The organism is Streptomyces sp. NPDC050164, assembly GCF_044459945.1.
GTDB lineage: Bacteria > Actinomycetota > Actinomycetes > Streptomycetales > Streptomycetaceae > Streptomyces > Streptomyces coeruleorubidus_A.
On record NZ_JBITJK010000006.1, the window covers coordinates 254,501 to 267,363 of the forward strand.

Here is a 12,863-nt window from a genome sequence, read left to right on the forward strand (position 1 = left end):
GCTCGCGCCGCCGCGTTGTGGGTGCGGAGGCCGTGGTGGTGTGCGGGGTGGCGCCGTCCCACTTCCGGGGGCAGCGGTCGCGCCGCTGACTCTCGCGTCATCCAGGGGCGTGCCCGTCGCGTCGGGCGTGGCTCGCGCCGCCGCCGTGTGAGTACGAAGACCATGGTGTGCGGGAGCCCCTCGGCCCCACCGGGCGCAGCCGTCATGCCGCCGACACGGGCACCCTGCCCTCCGGACGCAGCCACGGCACCGGCGCCCGCCCATGCCCGCCTGCCTTCTAGGTGCAGTCGCCCGATGTCCCGGCGCCCGCCCACACCCGCCCGCCCTCCAGGCGCAGCCGCCCGATACCCCGGCGCGCGCATGCTCTACGCGCCGAGGCGTCCCCGGGGCTTCCAGGCCGACTATCCGCACCCCGCCCCACCCCCCCACCCCGCCCCACTCCCGCCCCCGTAACCCCGCCGCTGCCTCCCACTGGTCGCTCCCCCGGCCCGCCAGGACACTGGAGCCGTGCGCACTGTCAGAGCGACGGCCGCTGCCGTCACCGCCGTGATCGGAGTCGGCGCCGCCGCCGTGGCCGCCGGGCGGTTCGCCAGTGACGCCGCGCTCAAGGCGCCTCCCGGCCGGCCCCTGCCCACCGAACCCCGGCTCACCGTGCACGGCACCGCCGCGGGGCAGATCAGCCTCACCCGGGACCTGGCCGCCCTGCGGCCCGGCCGCTACGGCCTGTCCGGCAACGGCTCCCACGCGGTCGTCGGCCCCGTCCTGGCCAACACCCCGCACCCCGCCGACACCGTCGTACGCCGCCTGGAGCAGGTCACGCACGGCACCCTCGAACCCGGCGACAGGGTCTGGCTCACCCCGAACGTGTACGTCGGCGACCCGGGCGCCGCCCTCGGCCTCGAACACGCCGACATCGACATCCCCGGCGAACTCGGCGCCCTGCCCGCGTGGTTCGTGCCCGGTGCCCGGGACACCTGGGTGATCGCCGTGCACGGCCTGGGCACCACCCGGGAACTCGCCATGAACGTCATGGGGTTCCTGCACCGCAACCGCTTCCCGGTGCTCGCCCTCGCCTACCGCGGCGACCTGGGCGCACCCCGCCCGCCCGACGGCCTGAACCACCTCGGCGAGACCGAGTGGCGCGACCTCGACGCGGCGATCCGCTACGCCGTGCGCTACGGCGCCCGGCAGGTCGTCCTGCACGGCTGGTCCACCGGCGCCACCATGGCCCTGCGCGCCGCCGCGCACTCGGGGCTGCGCGACCGCGTCTGCGGGCTCGTCCTGGACTCCCCGGTGCTCAGCTGGGAGACCACCCTGCGCGCCCTCGCCGCGGCCCGCCGCACCCCGGGCGTGCTGCTGCCCCTGGCGGTCCGCGCCGCACAGGGCCGCACCGGCATGTACGGCGACCGCGTCCCGGGCACGGCACCCTCCGAGGGACTCCGGACCCCGGCGCTCGTCTTCCACGGACCGGACGACACGGTGGCCCCCTGGCAGCTCTCCCGCCGGCTCGCCGACGCCCGCCCCGACATGGTCGCCCTCCGCACCGTCGGCAACGCGCCCCACGGAGCGATGTGGAACGCCGACCCGCAGACCTACGAGGAGGCGCTGCGGCGCTTCCTGACACCTCTCATGTGACCCCCGGGCCTGACATACCCCCGTTCACGCCCCCTTCGCCCCGTCGCAACCACGTCCCGTCCCGCCCCCTACCGACCGGTCGTGATGATTCCGTTTAGTGTCGTACCACTGGCCTGTTTGCGGCCCTCGACCACTCACGGGACCCCGTGCGTTGGCCATCCCCGTCGCCCGCCGTGACATTCCGTTTGGGTTTTCGGACCGTCAACCGGAAGACTGCCCCCGTGACGTCCCGTATCCCGCGCGACTCCAGGCTTCGACTCGTCCGCCCGCGACCCCTGGCCGCCGCCCCCAGAGCGATGAACCAGCGGCGCTCGCGCCGACCCGCACCGCGTCCCCCGGAGGGCACCCCGGCACCGGCGGAGCTGGCCAGAATGGCACGCTCAGGTCTCGCCGACGCGGCCCGCGTCGCCCGCTGGGCCGACACCGAGCTCGGCCCCGGCCGGGGCAGCGCCACCGCCGACGGCAAGGCCACCCTCTCCGCCGCGACCGCCGAACGGGCCGCTCTGGAGTTGGGCCTGACCGCGGATCAGGTCAGAGCCGACTGGGACACCGCCCGGCTCGCCGGTCTCGTCGAGGTGCACGGCGACAGCGCCCGCCCCGGCTGGCGGCTGCGCGCCTGGGACCGCGACGACAGCGCCGTACTGCGCGGCTGGGTCGCCCTCTTCGACGCCTGGTCGCTCGCCTGCCCGGAACCCGAGGACCACGAGCCCGCCGCCGTCGCCGAGGTCGTCTCGGCCATGCCGCAGGTGCTCTCGTTCCTGCAGCTGTCCGCCGGTCCCGTCCCCGTGGAGCAGCTCCTCGACCTCCTGGAGCAGCGCGTCACCGAACTGCGCACGGCACGCTGCGAGATCCCCTACGGCCCGCAGCCCGAGCCGCCGGCCGAACCGGAGCCCACCGACGCCCCGCTCGCCCCGCTCCTCGAGTGGGCCCTGCGCGCCCTCGCCTCCGTCGGTGCCCTCACCTACGGCGACGGCCAGGCCACGCTCACCCCGCTCGGCAGCTGGGCCGTCTGGGTCAAGCTGGAGCAGATCTGCGTCGCCGCGCAGAGCCCCGCCGGGAACATCGAGCAGGCCGCCGAGGACATGCTCCGCGGCTGCGCCCAGCTGCGCCCGAACGCGGCCCGCGCCGAGTACCGGGCCTGGCTCGCCGCCCGTACCGTCGGCAGCGCCGTCACCGAACTCCTCGGCGCCGCCCGCGGTGAGGACGCCCTGCTGCGCGGCCTCGCCTTCGAGGCGCTGCGCGTGGTCGGCGCCCCCGCCGAGCCGGACGTCCGCGCCGTGCTGGACGAGCCGACGCTCAGGCCGTACGCGCTGCTGTGGCTCGCCGAGCACGACGGGGCCGACCCGGAGGACGCCCACGAGGTGCTCACCCGGGAGGAGGCGACCTGGCTGTGGGTGGACACCGCCGCCGCCGTCGCCGACCACGGTGAGGCACCGCTGCTCGTCCGCCACCTGGAGTCCGCCGTGCAGCCGACCATCCCGATGCTGCTGGACGAGGTGCGGGCCGTGGGCCACCCGCGGACCGTGCAGGTCCTGGTCGCCCTCGCCGCGGCACACCCCGACCCGGCCCTGGCCAAGGCCGTACGCCGGGCCGCGTTCCAGGTGCACACCGGAGGCAGCTAGCGAGCGCCCGCCGCCGGGACCGTCAGCCCGCCATCTCGGGCGCGTACGTCCCGAAGCTCCACACATTGCCCTCGAGGTCCCGGGCCATGTAGTCCCGCGAGCCGTAGTCCTGGTCCGTCGGGGGCATCAGGATCTCCGCGCCGTGGTCCACGGCGCGGCGGTGGTGTGCGTCCACGTCGTCCACGACGACGTACACCCCGGTGGTGCCCGCGTCCTTCATGGCCGCGTCGAACACGCCGCCCCGGCCCTTGCTGCCGACCATCACCGCGCCGTTGCCCTGGACCAGCTCGGCGTGCATCACCGCGCCGTCCTCGCCCTCGTACACCGACAGCTCCGTGAAGCCGAAGGCCTCCGTGAGCTGCCGGATCGCCGCCTTCGCGTCGGCGTACAGCAGCGTCGGGTAGATGCTCGGACGCCCGCCGGACGTGCCTGCCATACCGATCACTCCCTTGTGCTCGGTCGCCGGAAATCCGATGATCCGGTCCTGCTGCTCAGTCTCGCACCCACCACTGACAACGACCCGGCGAGACGAACCGAACACCCGCACGCAGAAAAAGTGGTTGCACGCCCCCGTTAGACTGTCCCCCATGGCCTTTCTCCTCGCGCATTAGACGGCGGGAACGTCCTCAGCCGCCCATCCCGCCCCCGTATCGCCCTGGAGTCTGTCCGTGATCTCCGCCTCCGGTATCGAGCTGCGCGCCGGTGCCCGCGTCCTCATCGAAAACGCCACCTTCCGTGTCGCCAAGGGCGACCGCATCGGCCTCGTCGGCCGCAACGGCGCGGGGAAGACCACCCTCACCAAGTGCCTGGCCGGCCAGGGCATGCCCGCCGGCGGCACCATCACCCGCTCCGGCGAGGTCGGCTACCTCCCGCAGGACCCCCGCACCGGCGACCTCGACACCCTCGCCCGCGACCGCATCCTCTCCGCCCGCGGCCTCGACGTACTGATCCGCAAGATGCGCGACAACGAGCAGCGCATCGCGGGCGGCCAGGGCGCCACGCGCGAGAAGGCGCTCAAGCAGTACGAGCGCCAGGAGACGGAGTTCCTCACCAAGGGCGGGTACGCCGCCGAGGCCGAGGCCGCCACCATCGCCGCCGCGCTCAACCTGCCCGACCGGGTGCTCGGCCAGCCCCTGCACACCCTCTCCGGCGGTCAGCGCCGCCGTATCGAGCTGGCCCGCATCCTGTTCTCCGACGCGGACACGCTGCTGCTCGACGAGCCGACCAACCACCTCGACGCCGACTCGATCGTCTGGCTGCGCGACTACCTCAAGACCTACCGCGGCGGCTTCATCGTGATCTCCCACGACGTCGACCTGGTCGAGACGGTCGTCAACAAGGTGTTCTACCTGGACGCCAACCGCGCCCAGATCGACATCTACAACATGAGCTGGAAGCTCTACCAGCAGCAGCGCGAGGCCGACGAGAAGCGCCGTAAGCGCGAGCGTGCCAACGCCGAGAAGAAGGCCGCCGCGCTGCATTCGCAGGCCGACAAGATGCGCGCCAAGGCCACCAAGACGGTCGCCGCGCAGAACATGGCCCGCCGCGCGGACAAGCTGCTGTCCGGCCTGGATGCGGTACGCCAGTCCGACAAGGTCGCCAAGCTCCGCTTCCCGGAGCCCGCGCCCTGCGGCAAGACCCCGCTGATGGCCGAGGGCCTGTCCAAGTCGTACGGCTCGCTGGAGATCTTCACCGATGTCGACCTGGCGATCGACAAGGGCAGCCGCGTCGTCATCCTGGGCCTCAACGGCGCCGGCAAGACCACCCTGCTGCGGCTGCTGGGCGGCGTCGAGCAGCCCGACACCGGCGCGGTCGTCCCCGGCCACGGGCTGAAGCTCGGCTACTACGCGCAGGAGCACGAGACCCTCGACCCCGACCGCACGGTCCTGGAGAACATGCGCTCCGCCGCGCCCGACATGGACCTCGTCGAGGTCCGCAAGGTGCTCGGCTCGTTCCTGTTCTCCGGCGACGACGTCGACAAGCCCGCCGGGGTCCTCTCCGGAGGCGAGAAGACCCGCCTGGCGCTCGCCACCCTGGTGGTGTCCTCGGCGAACGTGCTGCTCCTCGACGAGCCGACCAACAACCTCGACCCGGCCAGCCGCGAGGAGATCCTCGGCGCGCTGCGCACGTACAAGGGCGCGGTCGTCCTCGTCACGCACGACGAGGGCGCCGTCGAGGCGCTCCAGCCGGAGCGGATCATCCTGCTGCCCGACGGCGTCGAGGACCTGTGGGGCGCCGACTACGCGGATCTCGTCGCCCTGGCTTGATCGAATGCGTGATCAACGGCGTATGGATCATTCGGCCTATCGGTGATCCATCATCTGTGTGAGATCTCCTCGTACCGAGGTGTGTCCTACATCGATTTCGCGGCCGAGCCCCCGATTCTTCCGGGCTCGGCCGCGACACCTTTCTGACCTGGCATTTCCCGTGGCAATCCGTTCGGTCGTACGGACGTCGCTCTTCGGAATTTCTTATTCCACTTGTGGGGATGCACTCCCGTCGTCACAACCTTGTCTCACGGACCTTGCCGAATGGGTGGCCATCAAGGCCCGGAGGGGTGATCATGAGGAGACCAGAGCGCACTTCCCATGAGGAGGCACGGGTGGCCGAGACTCTGAAGAAGGGCAGCCGGGTGACCGGCGCCGCGCGCGACAAGCTCGCGGCAGACCTGAAGAAGAAGTACGACGCCGGTGCGAGCATCCGGGCGTTGGCCGAGGAGACCGGCCGCTCGTATGGCTTCGTGCACCGCATGCTCAGTGAGTCGGGCGTCACGCTGCGAGGGCGTGGCGGGGCGACACGGGGTAAAAAGGCCACGGCCTGACCCCGGGTGGCCCCTCGGCTTCGATGGTGGCCACCCGGTCGGTCGGCTGATCGGCCGGGTGGTTACTGTGCAGTCACTTAGCTGTGCCGTGCTACGGCGGGAAAGCCGTCGTGCGGCACGGATGACGACCGCACACATCGGAGGCGTTCCATGGCTTCGCCTGACAAGGACCTCGGTCCCGTACTCGACAAGGACGGCGTACGGCTCACCGTCGACGACGCGATCGCCACGGTGACGCTCACCAACCCGGCCAAGCGCAACGCGCAGAGTCCCGCTCTGTGGCGGGCGTTGACCGAGGCTGGGCGGCAACTGCCGGGCTCCGTCCGCGTCGTGGTGCTGCGGGCCGAGGGCAAGTCCTTCTCGGCCGGTCTCGACCGGCAGGCGTTCACGCCCGAGGGCTTCGACGGGGAACCGTCGTTCATGGACCTCGCGCGTGGGAGCGACGCCGAACTGGACGCGACCATCGCCGAGTACCAGCAGGCGTTCACCTGGTGGCGGCGCAGCGACATCGTCTCCGTCGCCGCCGTCCAGGGGCACGCCATCGGGGCGGGCTTCCAGCTCGCCCTCGCCTGCGACCTGCGCGTCGTCGCCGACGACGTGCAGTTCGCCATGCGCGAGACCAGCCTCGGACTCGTGCCCGACCTGACGGGCACGCATCCGCTGGTGGGACTCGTCGGATACGCCCGCGCGCTGGAGATCTGCGTGACCGGGCGCTTCGTCACGGCCGAGGAGGCCGTGAACACCGGGCTGGCCAACGTGGCCGTGCCCGCCGACCAGCTCGACGACACGGTCCGCGACCTCGCGTCGGCCGTGCTCGCCGCCCCCCGTGACGCGGTCATCGAGACCAAGGCGCTGCTGCGCGGCGCGCAGGAGCGCAGCTACGAGGACCAGCGCGGCGCGGAACGCCAGGCCCAGGCCCGCCGTCTGCGGGACCTCGCGGGCGTCGGGGACTGAGCCGGGCCGCTTCCTGGCATCCCCCGGGGACCCTCGGCCGCGCGGTGCCCGCGGCCCACGACGGGCGCCGCCCCCTCAGCCGATCCCGCTCACCAGGACCGCCACCGTCGGGTGGTCCTGCAGTGCCGTCCGCACCGCTGTGCGGACCTCGCGCGCCACGTCCCGGGCCCGGTGGTCCTCGCGCACCGCGAGTTCCAGCCGCACGTGGCGGTGCGGCAGCGCGGCGTCGCGGGGTAGCTCCTCGATGTGCACGGGGTGGCCCAGCGCGCCGGTCAGATGAAGCACGCCCGGGACCTTGAGCGCGGTTGCGGCGACGCGACTCTCGTCGTCGCCCCCGGCCTGGGCGGCGCGCGGCGGCTCGGGGAGGGGCGCGGCGGGCCCGGGCGGTTCCGTCTCCTCCTCCAGCAGGCCCGTCACGCGCAGATCCACCTCCGCCACCGTCAGACCGAGCCGCTGCGTCGCGGCCGTCGCCAGCGTCGCCCGCAGCAAGGACGCCGTCGTCGGCAGCGGCTGCGAAGCCGTGGCCGCGAACTCCGCCGTCACCCGCAGCGGCCCGGGCGGCAGAGCGCTCGGCGGGGCCGGCACGGCCGGGCTCCCGGTGTCCGCCGGATCGGCGAGCCCGACACGCAGCGCTTCGAGGCGCACGCCCGGTGCGTCCCTTGCCGCGCGCCGCAGCACCACCTCGGCCGCCCGCTCGGCGATCCACGCGCCGTCCCGCGCATCACCCAGCGGCAGGAGCCTGCCGAGGCCCAGTTGATGTCTCACTGCCTGCGTCCACCGGTCGGCCGTCATTCCTCCAGCCTGCCGCATCAAAGGCGCGTAACCACGCAACCGTGCTTACGGTGGTCGCAGGACGACAACCGAAAAGGACGAACGGCGATGACTGACATGACCGAGAACCGGGGCGGGGAGACCGAGACGGCGGCGGCACGCCGGAGCCCGCTGACCAAGCGTGGCGGGGGAGACCCCGGATCCCGGGGGCGGACGACCATCGCGGACGGCGTCGTGGAGAAGATCGCCGGGCTCGCCGCACGCGATGTGGACGGCGTGCACGCCATGGGCAGCGGCCTGTCCCGCACGTTCGGAGCAGTGCGCGACCGTGTGCCCGGTGGCGCCAAGTCGGTGTCGCGCGGTGTGAAGGTCGAGGTCGGCGAGGTGCAGGCCGCCCTCGACCTGGAGATCGTCGTCGAATACGGCGTGTCGATCGCCGATGTGGCCCGGGACGTACGGGAGAACGTCATCACCGCCGTCGAGCGGATGACGGGCCTAGAGGTCGTCGAGGTCAACATCGCGGTGAGCGACGTGAAGCTGCCGGATGAGGAGGAAGAGGAACCGGAGCGCCGGATCCAGTGAGGCACCTGCCACCGGACAACGCGCGAATGAGGAGCTGAGGAGCGCAGCATGAGCATGGCCGTCGTCGGCATGATCGCCGGCATGGCACTGGGACTCGCCGGGTACTTCGGCGGATTCGGCGCCTTCCTGCTGGTGGCGGCGCTGGGCGCCGTCGGCTTCGTCGTCGGCCGGTTCCTGGAGGGGGACATGGACTTCGGCGACTTCTTCCGTCCCCGTGAACGGCGGCGATGACGACCGTGAGCGCGGGGGCCGGTGAGCTCGACAGACCCCTGGCCGTCGTCCCGCCGGGCGAGCGGGGCGCGACCAGGATCGCCGACCGGGTCGTCGCGAAGATCGCCTCCCAGGCGGCCCGCGAGGCCGTCGGAACGCTGCCGCCCGACGCCGGCCGGCCGTCCGCCACCGTCGTGGTCCACCACGACGTCGCACACGTCCGTGTCCACGTCGAGCTCGACTATCCCTGCGACGTCGGCGCGCGCTGCCGCCGGGTGCGTCGCCAAGTCGTCGAGCGGGTGGGCACCTTGGTGGGAATGCAGGTGCCGGAGGTCGTCGTCCAGGTGGAGCGGCTGCACCTGGTCGCCGGGCCCGGCGCGGTACAGGGGAGGACGCGATGAGCGAGCCCCGGGGCACCGAACCGTCCGAGCCCGAGGGCACCACACAGCGCCTGCCGGTCCTCGACACGTCGCAGACCGGCACCGGACCCGACCGGTCCGCGCCGGCGGCCGAGGACGGAACGCCGCCCGTACTCGAAGGCGAGAGCGGCCGCGAAGGCCGCTTCTGGTCGGCACGCCGCATCCCGGCGGGCATCGTCGCCCTGCTGCTCCTGGGACTCGCCGGACTGTTCCTGTACGACATCGCCTCCGTGCGCGCCGACCGTCCCGTCATGAGCTGGCGCCGGGAGCTGGCCCGGCAGCTCGCCGACCGGCCCCTCGACGACATCTGGGTGCTCGTCGGGGCCGGGGTCGCCGCCGCCCTCGGGCTCTGGCTGCTGCTCCTGGCGGCCACGCCGGGCCTCAGGCACGTGCTCCCGATGCTGCGTACGCACGCCGACGTACGCGCCGGACTGGACCGGGACGCCGCCGCGAGCGCGTTGCGCGACCGGGCCATGGAGGTGGCCGGCGTGCAGTCGGCGCGGGTGCGGGTGCGCCGCAGGCGGGCGGACGTCCGCGCCCTGTCGCACTTCCGTGAACTGGACGACGTGCGAACCGACCTGGACGCCGTGCTCACCGACGCGGTCCGCGGACTGGGACTCTCCCGGACGCCCGCGCTGTCGGTGCACGTCCGGCGGCCCGGCCGGAAGGAGTGACAGCGATGCTCAGGGTCGTCAACCGTGTGTTCCTCGGGCTCGTGGGCCTCGTCTTGCTGGTGCTGGGCGGCTCCGTCCTGGCCGTCGGCCTCGGCGCTCCGGCACCCTCGTGGTGGATCCACGACAGCCGCCACGACGTGCTGCTGACCAACGCCGAACGCACCCGCTGGAGGGACGACGGCTGGTGGTGGCCGGCCGTCATCGCCGTACTCGCCGTACTGATGCTGCTCGCCCTGTGGTGGCTGGTCGCGGTACTCCGCCGGCGCCGCCTCGCCGAGGTCCTCGTCGACACCGGCGACGCCGAGGGCGCTCTGCTGCGCGGCCGGGCCCTGGAGAGCGTCCTCACCGAGGAGGCGGCCCAGGTCGACGGCGTCGACCGGGCCCACGCCCGCCTGACGGGCAGCCGCAGCGCCCCCGAGGCCCGCGTACGGCTCGCTCTGGAACCGCACGTGGACCCGGGCACGGTCCTGCACGACCTGACGACCGGCGCCCTGACCCACGCCAGAACCTCGGCGGGCCTTGCGTCACTGCCCGCGGAGGTTCGGCTGCGGGGGGTCAAGCACCGTGCGGAGCGGGTGAGCTGACTGCCCTGGACCCGAACGGCGCTCAGAATCCGTGCCGCGCCCCACCGTCCACCGGCACCATGACCCCGGTCAGATAGGAAGCCGCCGGAGACAGCAGGAACGCCGCCACCCGCCCGAACTCCTCCGGCGCCCCGTACCGCCGCAACGGAATACGTGACTCCGACGCCGACCTGGTCGCCTCGGGATCCGCCGACAACGCGTCCAGCTCGCGCACGCGGTCGGTGTCGATGCGTCCGGGCAGCACACCGACCACCCGAATCCCCCGTGGCCCCAGATCGTCGGACAGCGACTTGGCGAACCCGGCCAGCCCCGGCCGCAGCCCGTTGGAAATCGTCAGCCCCGGAATCGGCTCGTACACCGACCCGGACAGCACGAACCCGATGACACCCCCGGCCTCCAACTCGGCCGACGCGGCGCGGGCCAGCCGCACCGCACCGAGGAACACCGACTCGAACGCCGCCTGCCACTGCTCGTCCGTGTTGTCGGCGACGAACCCGGCCGGCGGCCCGCCCACGCTGACGAGGACACCGTCGAAGCGGCCGAAGTGCTGCCGCGCGGCCCCGATCAGCCGGGCCGGCGCGTCGGGGTCGGCGTTGTCGACGGCCACCCCGACCGCGTTCGGGCCCAGCGCGGCCGCCGCCTCGGCGACACTCTTCTCGTCGCGCCCCGAGACGACCACCTTCGCCCCGTCCGCGACGAGTTCGCGCGCGGAGGCGTTGCCGAGGCCGCGGGTGGCCCCGGTGACGATGTACACCCGGTCCTTCAGTCCAAGATCCATGGTCCCTATCCTGCCCCGTCCTCCCCGAACAGGGCGAGGGCGGTGTTCACCAGGCCGATGTGGCTGAACGCCTGCGGGAAGTTGCCGAGCTGCCGGCCGGTCACCGGGTCGAACTCCTCGGACAGCAGGCCGACGTCGTTGGCGAGTCCCGCCAGCCGCTCGAACAGCTCCCGCGCCTCCTGCGTACGGCCCGTCATGTGCAGGGCGTCCGCGAGCCAGAACGAGCACACCAGGAAGGTGCCTTCGGACCCGGGCAGTCCGTCGATGTCAGCTTGGCCGGAGTCGGTGGTGCTGTAGCGGCGCAGGAAGCCGTCGTGGTCCAGTTCCTTGCGGACCGCGTCGATCGTGCCGATCACCCGTGGATCGTCGGGCGGCAGGAATCCGACGCGCGGGATGAGCAGCAGCGCGGCGTCCAGTTCGCGCGAGCCGTAGGACTGCGTGAAGGTGTTGCGTTCGGGGTCGTAGCCCTTGTCGCACACCTCGCGGTGCACCTCGTCACGCAGCGCGCGCCAGCCGTCCAGGTCGCCGTCCAGCTCCGGATGGCGCTCCAGGGTGCGTACGGCACGGTCGGCGGCGACCCACACCATCACCTTCGAGTGCACGAACTGGCGCCGGCCGCCGCGCACCTCCCACAGCCCCTCGTCCGGCTGGCGCCAGTTGTCCCGCAGGAAGTCCATCAGGGCCGTCTGCAGCGCCCACACGTCCGGCTGGGCGGACAGGCCCGAGATGCGGGCCAGCGACAGGGAGTCCATGACCTCGCCGTAGACGTCCAGCTGAACCTGTTTCACGGCGTCGTTGCCGATGCGTACGGGCGCGGACCCGGCGAAGCCGGACAGCCACGGCAGCTCGAACTCGGGCAGCCGTCGCTCGCCGGCCACGCCGTACATGATCTGGAGGTCCGCCGGGTCGCCCGCGACCGCGCGCAGCAGCCAGTTCCGCCAGGCCTCGGCCTCCTCCTGGTAGCCCGCCGACAGCAGCGCGCCCAGGGTGAGGGTGGAGTCGCGCAGCCAGCAGTAGCGGTAGTCCCAGTTGCGCACCCCGCCCGGCTCCTCGGGCAGTGAGGTGGTGGGGGCGGCGACGATGCCGCCGGTCGGGGCGTAGGTGAGCGCCTTGAGAGTGATCAGGGAGCGGACGACGGCGTCCCTGTACGGTCCGTCGTAGCGGCAGCGCGACACCCAGGCCCGCCAGTCCTCCACGCTGTGGCGCAGCGACTCGTAGGGGTCGACGAGCGGCGGGCGCTGCTCGTGGGAGGGGTGCCAGGTGAGGACGAACGCGACCTTCTCCCCCTTGCGGACCGTGAACTCCGCGTGCGTCCCGAAGTCCTCGCCCCAACTGCGCACCTCCGGCTCGCTGCGCAGCCAGGTGGAGTCGGGGCCGGCGACGGCGACGCGGTGGCCGTCGACCCGGCGTACCCAGGGGATGATCGAGCCGTAGTCGAAGCGCAGCTTGAGGACGCTGTGGAGCGTCACCTCGCCGTCCAGGCCCTCGACGACGCGTACGAGGTCGGGGGCGCGGTCGCGCTGGGGCATCAGGTCGGTGACGCGGACCGCTCCCTGCCCGGTCTCCCACTCGGTGTCCAGGACGAGGGTGTCGGGTCGGTAGGCGCGCCGGGTGCACCGGTCCGCCCCCACGGGGGCGATGCGCCAGTAGCCGTTGTCCTCGTCGCCGAGCAGCCTGGCGAAGCAGGCGGCCGAGTCGAAGCGGGGCAGACAGAGCCAGTCCACGGATCCGTCCGTACCGACCAGGGCGGCGGTCTGTTCATCGCCGATGAGCGCGTAATCCTCGATGCTCGGGTCCACGGAGTGCGGGTTCC

At 72.8% G+C, this 12,863-nt stretch carries 14 protein-coding genes; 10 read left to right on the forward strand and 4 right to left on the reverse strand.

What is annotated here, in order from left to right; genetic code table 11:
* Window positions 1-507 precede the first annotated feature (507 nt).
* Both ACIBNA_RS12875 and ACIBNA_RS12880 read left to right on the forward strand, forming a co-directional pair.
* Entirely contained in the window at window positions 508-1,635 is a 1,128-nt protein-coding gene (locus ACIBNA_RS12875; RefSeq protein ID WP_399165241.1) for an alpha/beta hydrolase, read from the forward strand.
* Window positions 1,636-2,006: 371 nt separating this feature from the next.
* Entirely contained in the window at window positions 2,007-3,257 is a 1,251-nt protein-coding gene (locus ACIBNA_RS12880) for a hypothetical protein (protein ID WP_399165242.1), read from the forward strand.
* A gap of 22 nt (window positions 3,258-3,279) precedes the next feature.
* Here ACIBNA_RS12880 and ACIBNA_RS12885 read toward each other — a convergent pair whose 3' ends face one another.
* The gene (locus ACIBNA_RS12885; protein ID WP_399165243.1) at window positions 3,280-3,693 is read right to left on the reverse strand and encodes a VOC family protein; all 414 of its coding nucleotides are present in this window, start codon (window positions 3,691-3,693) and stop codon (window positions 3,280-3,282) included.
* Between the two features lie 232 nt (window positions 3,694-3,925).
* Here ACIBNA_RS12885 and ACIBNA_RS12890 point away from each other — a divergent pair, with 232 nt between their 5' ends.
* The 3 genes from ACIBNA_RS12890 to ACIBNA_RS12900 all read left to right on the forward strand — a co-directional run bounded on the left by ACIBNA_RS12890 (window position 3,926) and on the right by ACIBNA_RS12900 (window position 7,032).
* A complete protein-coding gene (locus tag ACIBNA_RS12890; RefSeq protein WP_399165244.1) occupies window positions 3,926-5,524 on the forward strand; it encodes an ABC-F family ATP-binding cassette domain-containing protein in 1,599 nt (532 codons plus the stop codon).
* A gap of 335 nt (window positions 5,525-5,859) precedes the next feature.
* The gene (locus tag ACIBNA_RS12895) at window positions 5,860-6,078 is read left to right on the forward strand and encodes a helix-turn-helix domain-containing protein (RefSeq protein ID WP_010037790.1); all 219 of its coding nucleotides are present in this window, start codon (window positions 5,860-5,862) and stop codon (window positions 6,076-6,078) included.
* A gap of 150 nt (window positions 6,079-6,228) precedes the next feature.
* Window positions 6,229-7,032 carry an enoyl-CoA hydratase/isomerase family protein gene (locus ACIBNA_RS12900; RefSeq protein WP_399165245.1) on the forward strand — a complete coding sequence of 268 codons (804 nt, stop codon included), beginning with the start codon at window positions 6,229-6,231 and terminating at the stop codon, window positions 7,030-7,032.
* Between the two features lie 75 nt (window positions 7,033-7,107).
* On the opposite strand, the gene ACIBNA_RS12905 is transcribed toward ACIBNA_RS12900, so the two are convergent.
* The gene (locus ACIBNA_RS12905) at window positions 7,108-7,824 is read right to left on the reverse strand and encodes a nucleopolyhedrovirus P10 family protein (protein ID WP_399165246.1); all 717 of its coding nucleotides are present in this window, start codon (window positions 7,822-7,824) and stop codon (window positions 7,108-7,110) included.
* 87 nt (window positions 7,825-7,911) lie between these two features.
* Between ACIBNA_RS12905 and ACIBNA_RS12910 the strand changes: the two genes are divergently transcribed.
* From ACIBNA_RS12910 to amaP, 5 genes are read left to right on the forward strand one after another with little or no spacing between them, the layout of a single operon-like run.
* Window positions 7,912-8,385 (forward strand): Asp23/Gls24 family envelope stress response protein, encoded by a 474-nt coding sequence (locus ACIBNA_RS12910; protein ID WP_399165247.1) that lies wholly within the window; start codon window positions 7,912-7,914, stop codon window positions 8,383-8,385.
* A 48-nt stretch (window positions 8,386-8,433) separates the two neighbouring features.
* On the forward strand, window positions 8,434-8,616 hold the full coding sequence (locus ACIBNA_RS12915; protein WP_399165248.1) for a hypothetical protein: 183 nt from the start codon (window positions 8,434-8,436) through the stop codon (window positions 8,614-8,616).
* The gene (locus ACIBNA_RS12920; protein ID WP_399165249.1) at window positions 8,613-8,996 is read left to right on the forward strand and encodes a hypothetical protein; all 384 of its coding nucleotides are present in this window, start codon (window positions 8,613-8,615) and stop codon (window positions 8,994-8,996) included. Before ACIBNA_RS12915 ends, ACIBNA_RS12920 begins: the two co-directional genes overlap by 4 nt.
* Window positions 8,993-9,688, forward strand: a complete 696-nt coding sequence (locus ACIBNA_RS12925; protein WP_399165250.1) for a DUF6286 domain-containing protein — start codon at window positions 8,993-8,995, stop codon at window positions 9,686-9,688. The genes ACIBNA_RS12920 and ACIBNA_RS12925 overlap by 4 nt, the downstream gene beginning before the upstream one ends.
* Window positions 9,685-10,272 carry an alkaline shock response membrane anchor protein AmaP gene (amaP, locus tag ACIBNA_RS12930; RefSeq protein ID WP_399165251.1) on the forward strand — a complete coding sequence of 196 codons (588 nt, stop codon included), beginning with the start codon at window positions 9,685-9,687 and terminating at the stop codon, window positions 10,270-10,272. The genes ACIBNA_RS12925 and amaP overlap by 4 nt, the downstream gene beginning before the upstream one ends.
* A 22-nt stretch (window positions 10,273-10,294) precedes the next feature.
* On the opposite strand, the gene ACIBNA_RS12935 is transcribed toward amaP, so the two are convergent.
* The gene (locus ACIBNA_RS12935) at window positions 10,295-11,050 is read right to left on the reverse strand and encodes an SDR family oxidoreductase (protein ID WP_399165252.1); all 756 of its coding nucleotides are present in this window, start codon (window positions 11,048-11,050) and stop codon (window positions 10,295-10,297) included.
* A gap of 5 nt (window positions 11,051-11,055) precedes the next feature.
* The gene (locus ACIBNA_RS12940; RefSeq protein WP_399165253.1) at window positions 11,056-12,849 is read right to left on the reverse strand and encodes a glycoside hydrolase family 15 protein; all 1,794 of its coding nucleotides are present in this window, start codon (window positions 12,847-12,849) and stop codon (window positions 11,056-11,058) included.
* Window positions 12,850-12,863: the final 14 nt, after the last annotated feature.

What these genes read in the sequence shown, in the direction of transcription:
- ACIBNA_RS12880 (WP_399165242.1), top strand. Translation starts at nt 2,007, where the DNA reads ATGGCACGCTCAGGTCTCGCCGACGCGGCCCGCGTCGCCCGCTGGGCC.
- ACIBNA_RS12885 (WP_399165243.1), bottom strand. Translation starts at nt 3,693, where the DNA reads ATGGCAGGCACGTCCGGCGGGCGTCCGAGCATCTACCCGACGCTGCTG.
- ACIBNA_RS12900 (WP_399165245.1), top strand. Translation starts at nt 6,229, where the DNA reads ATGGCTTCGCCTGACAAGGACCTCGGTCCCGTACTCGACAAGGACGGC.
- ACIBNA_RS12905 (WP_399165246.1), bottom strand. Translation starts at nt 7,824, where the DNA reads ATGACGGCCGACCGGTGGACGCAGGCAGTGAGACATCAACTGGGCCTC.
- ACIBNA_RS12910 (WP_399165247.1), top strand. Translation starts at nt 7,912, where the DNA reads ATGACTGACATGACCGAGAACCGGGGCGGGGAGACCGAGACGGCGGCG.
- ACIBNA_RS12915 (WP_399165248.1), top strand. Translation starts at nt 8,434, where the DNA reads ATGAGCATGGCCGTCGTCGGCATGATCGCCGGCATGGCACTGGGACTC.
- ACIBNA_RS12920 (WP_399165249.1), top strand. Translation starts at nt 8,613, where the DNA reads ATGACGACCGTGAGCGCGGGGGCCGGTGAGCTCGACAGACCCCTGGCC.
- ACIBNA_RS12925 (WP_399165250.1), top strand. Translation starts at nt 8,993, where the DNA reads ATGAGCGAGCCCCGGGGCACCGAACCGTCCGAGCCCGAGGGCACCACA.
- ACIBNA_RS12935 (WP_399165252.1), bottom strand. Translation starts at nt 11,050, where the DNA reads ATGGATCTTGGACTGAAGGACCGGGTGTACATCGTCACCGGGGCCACC.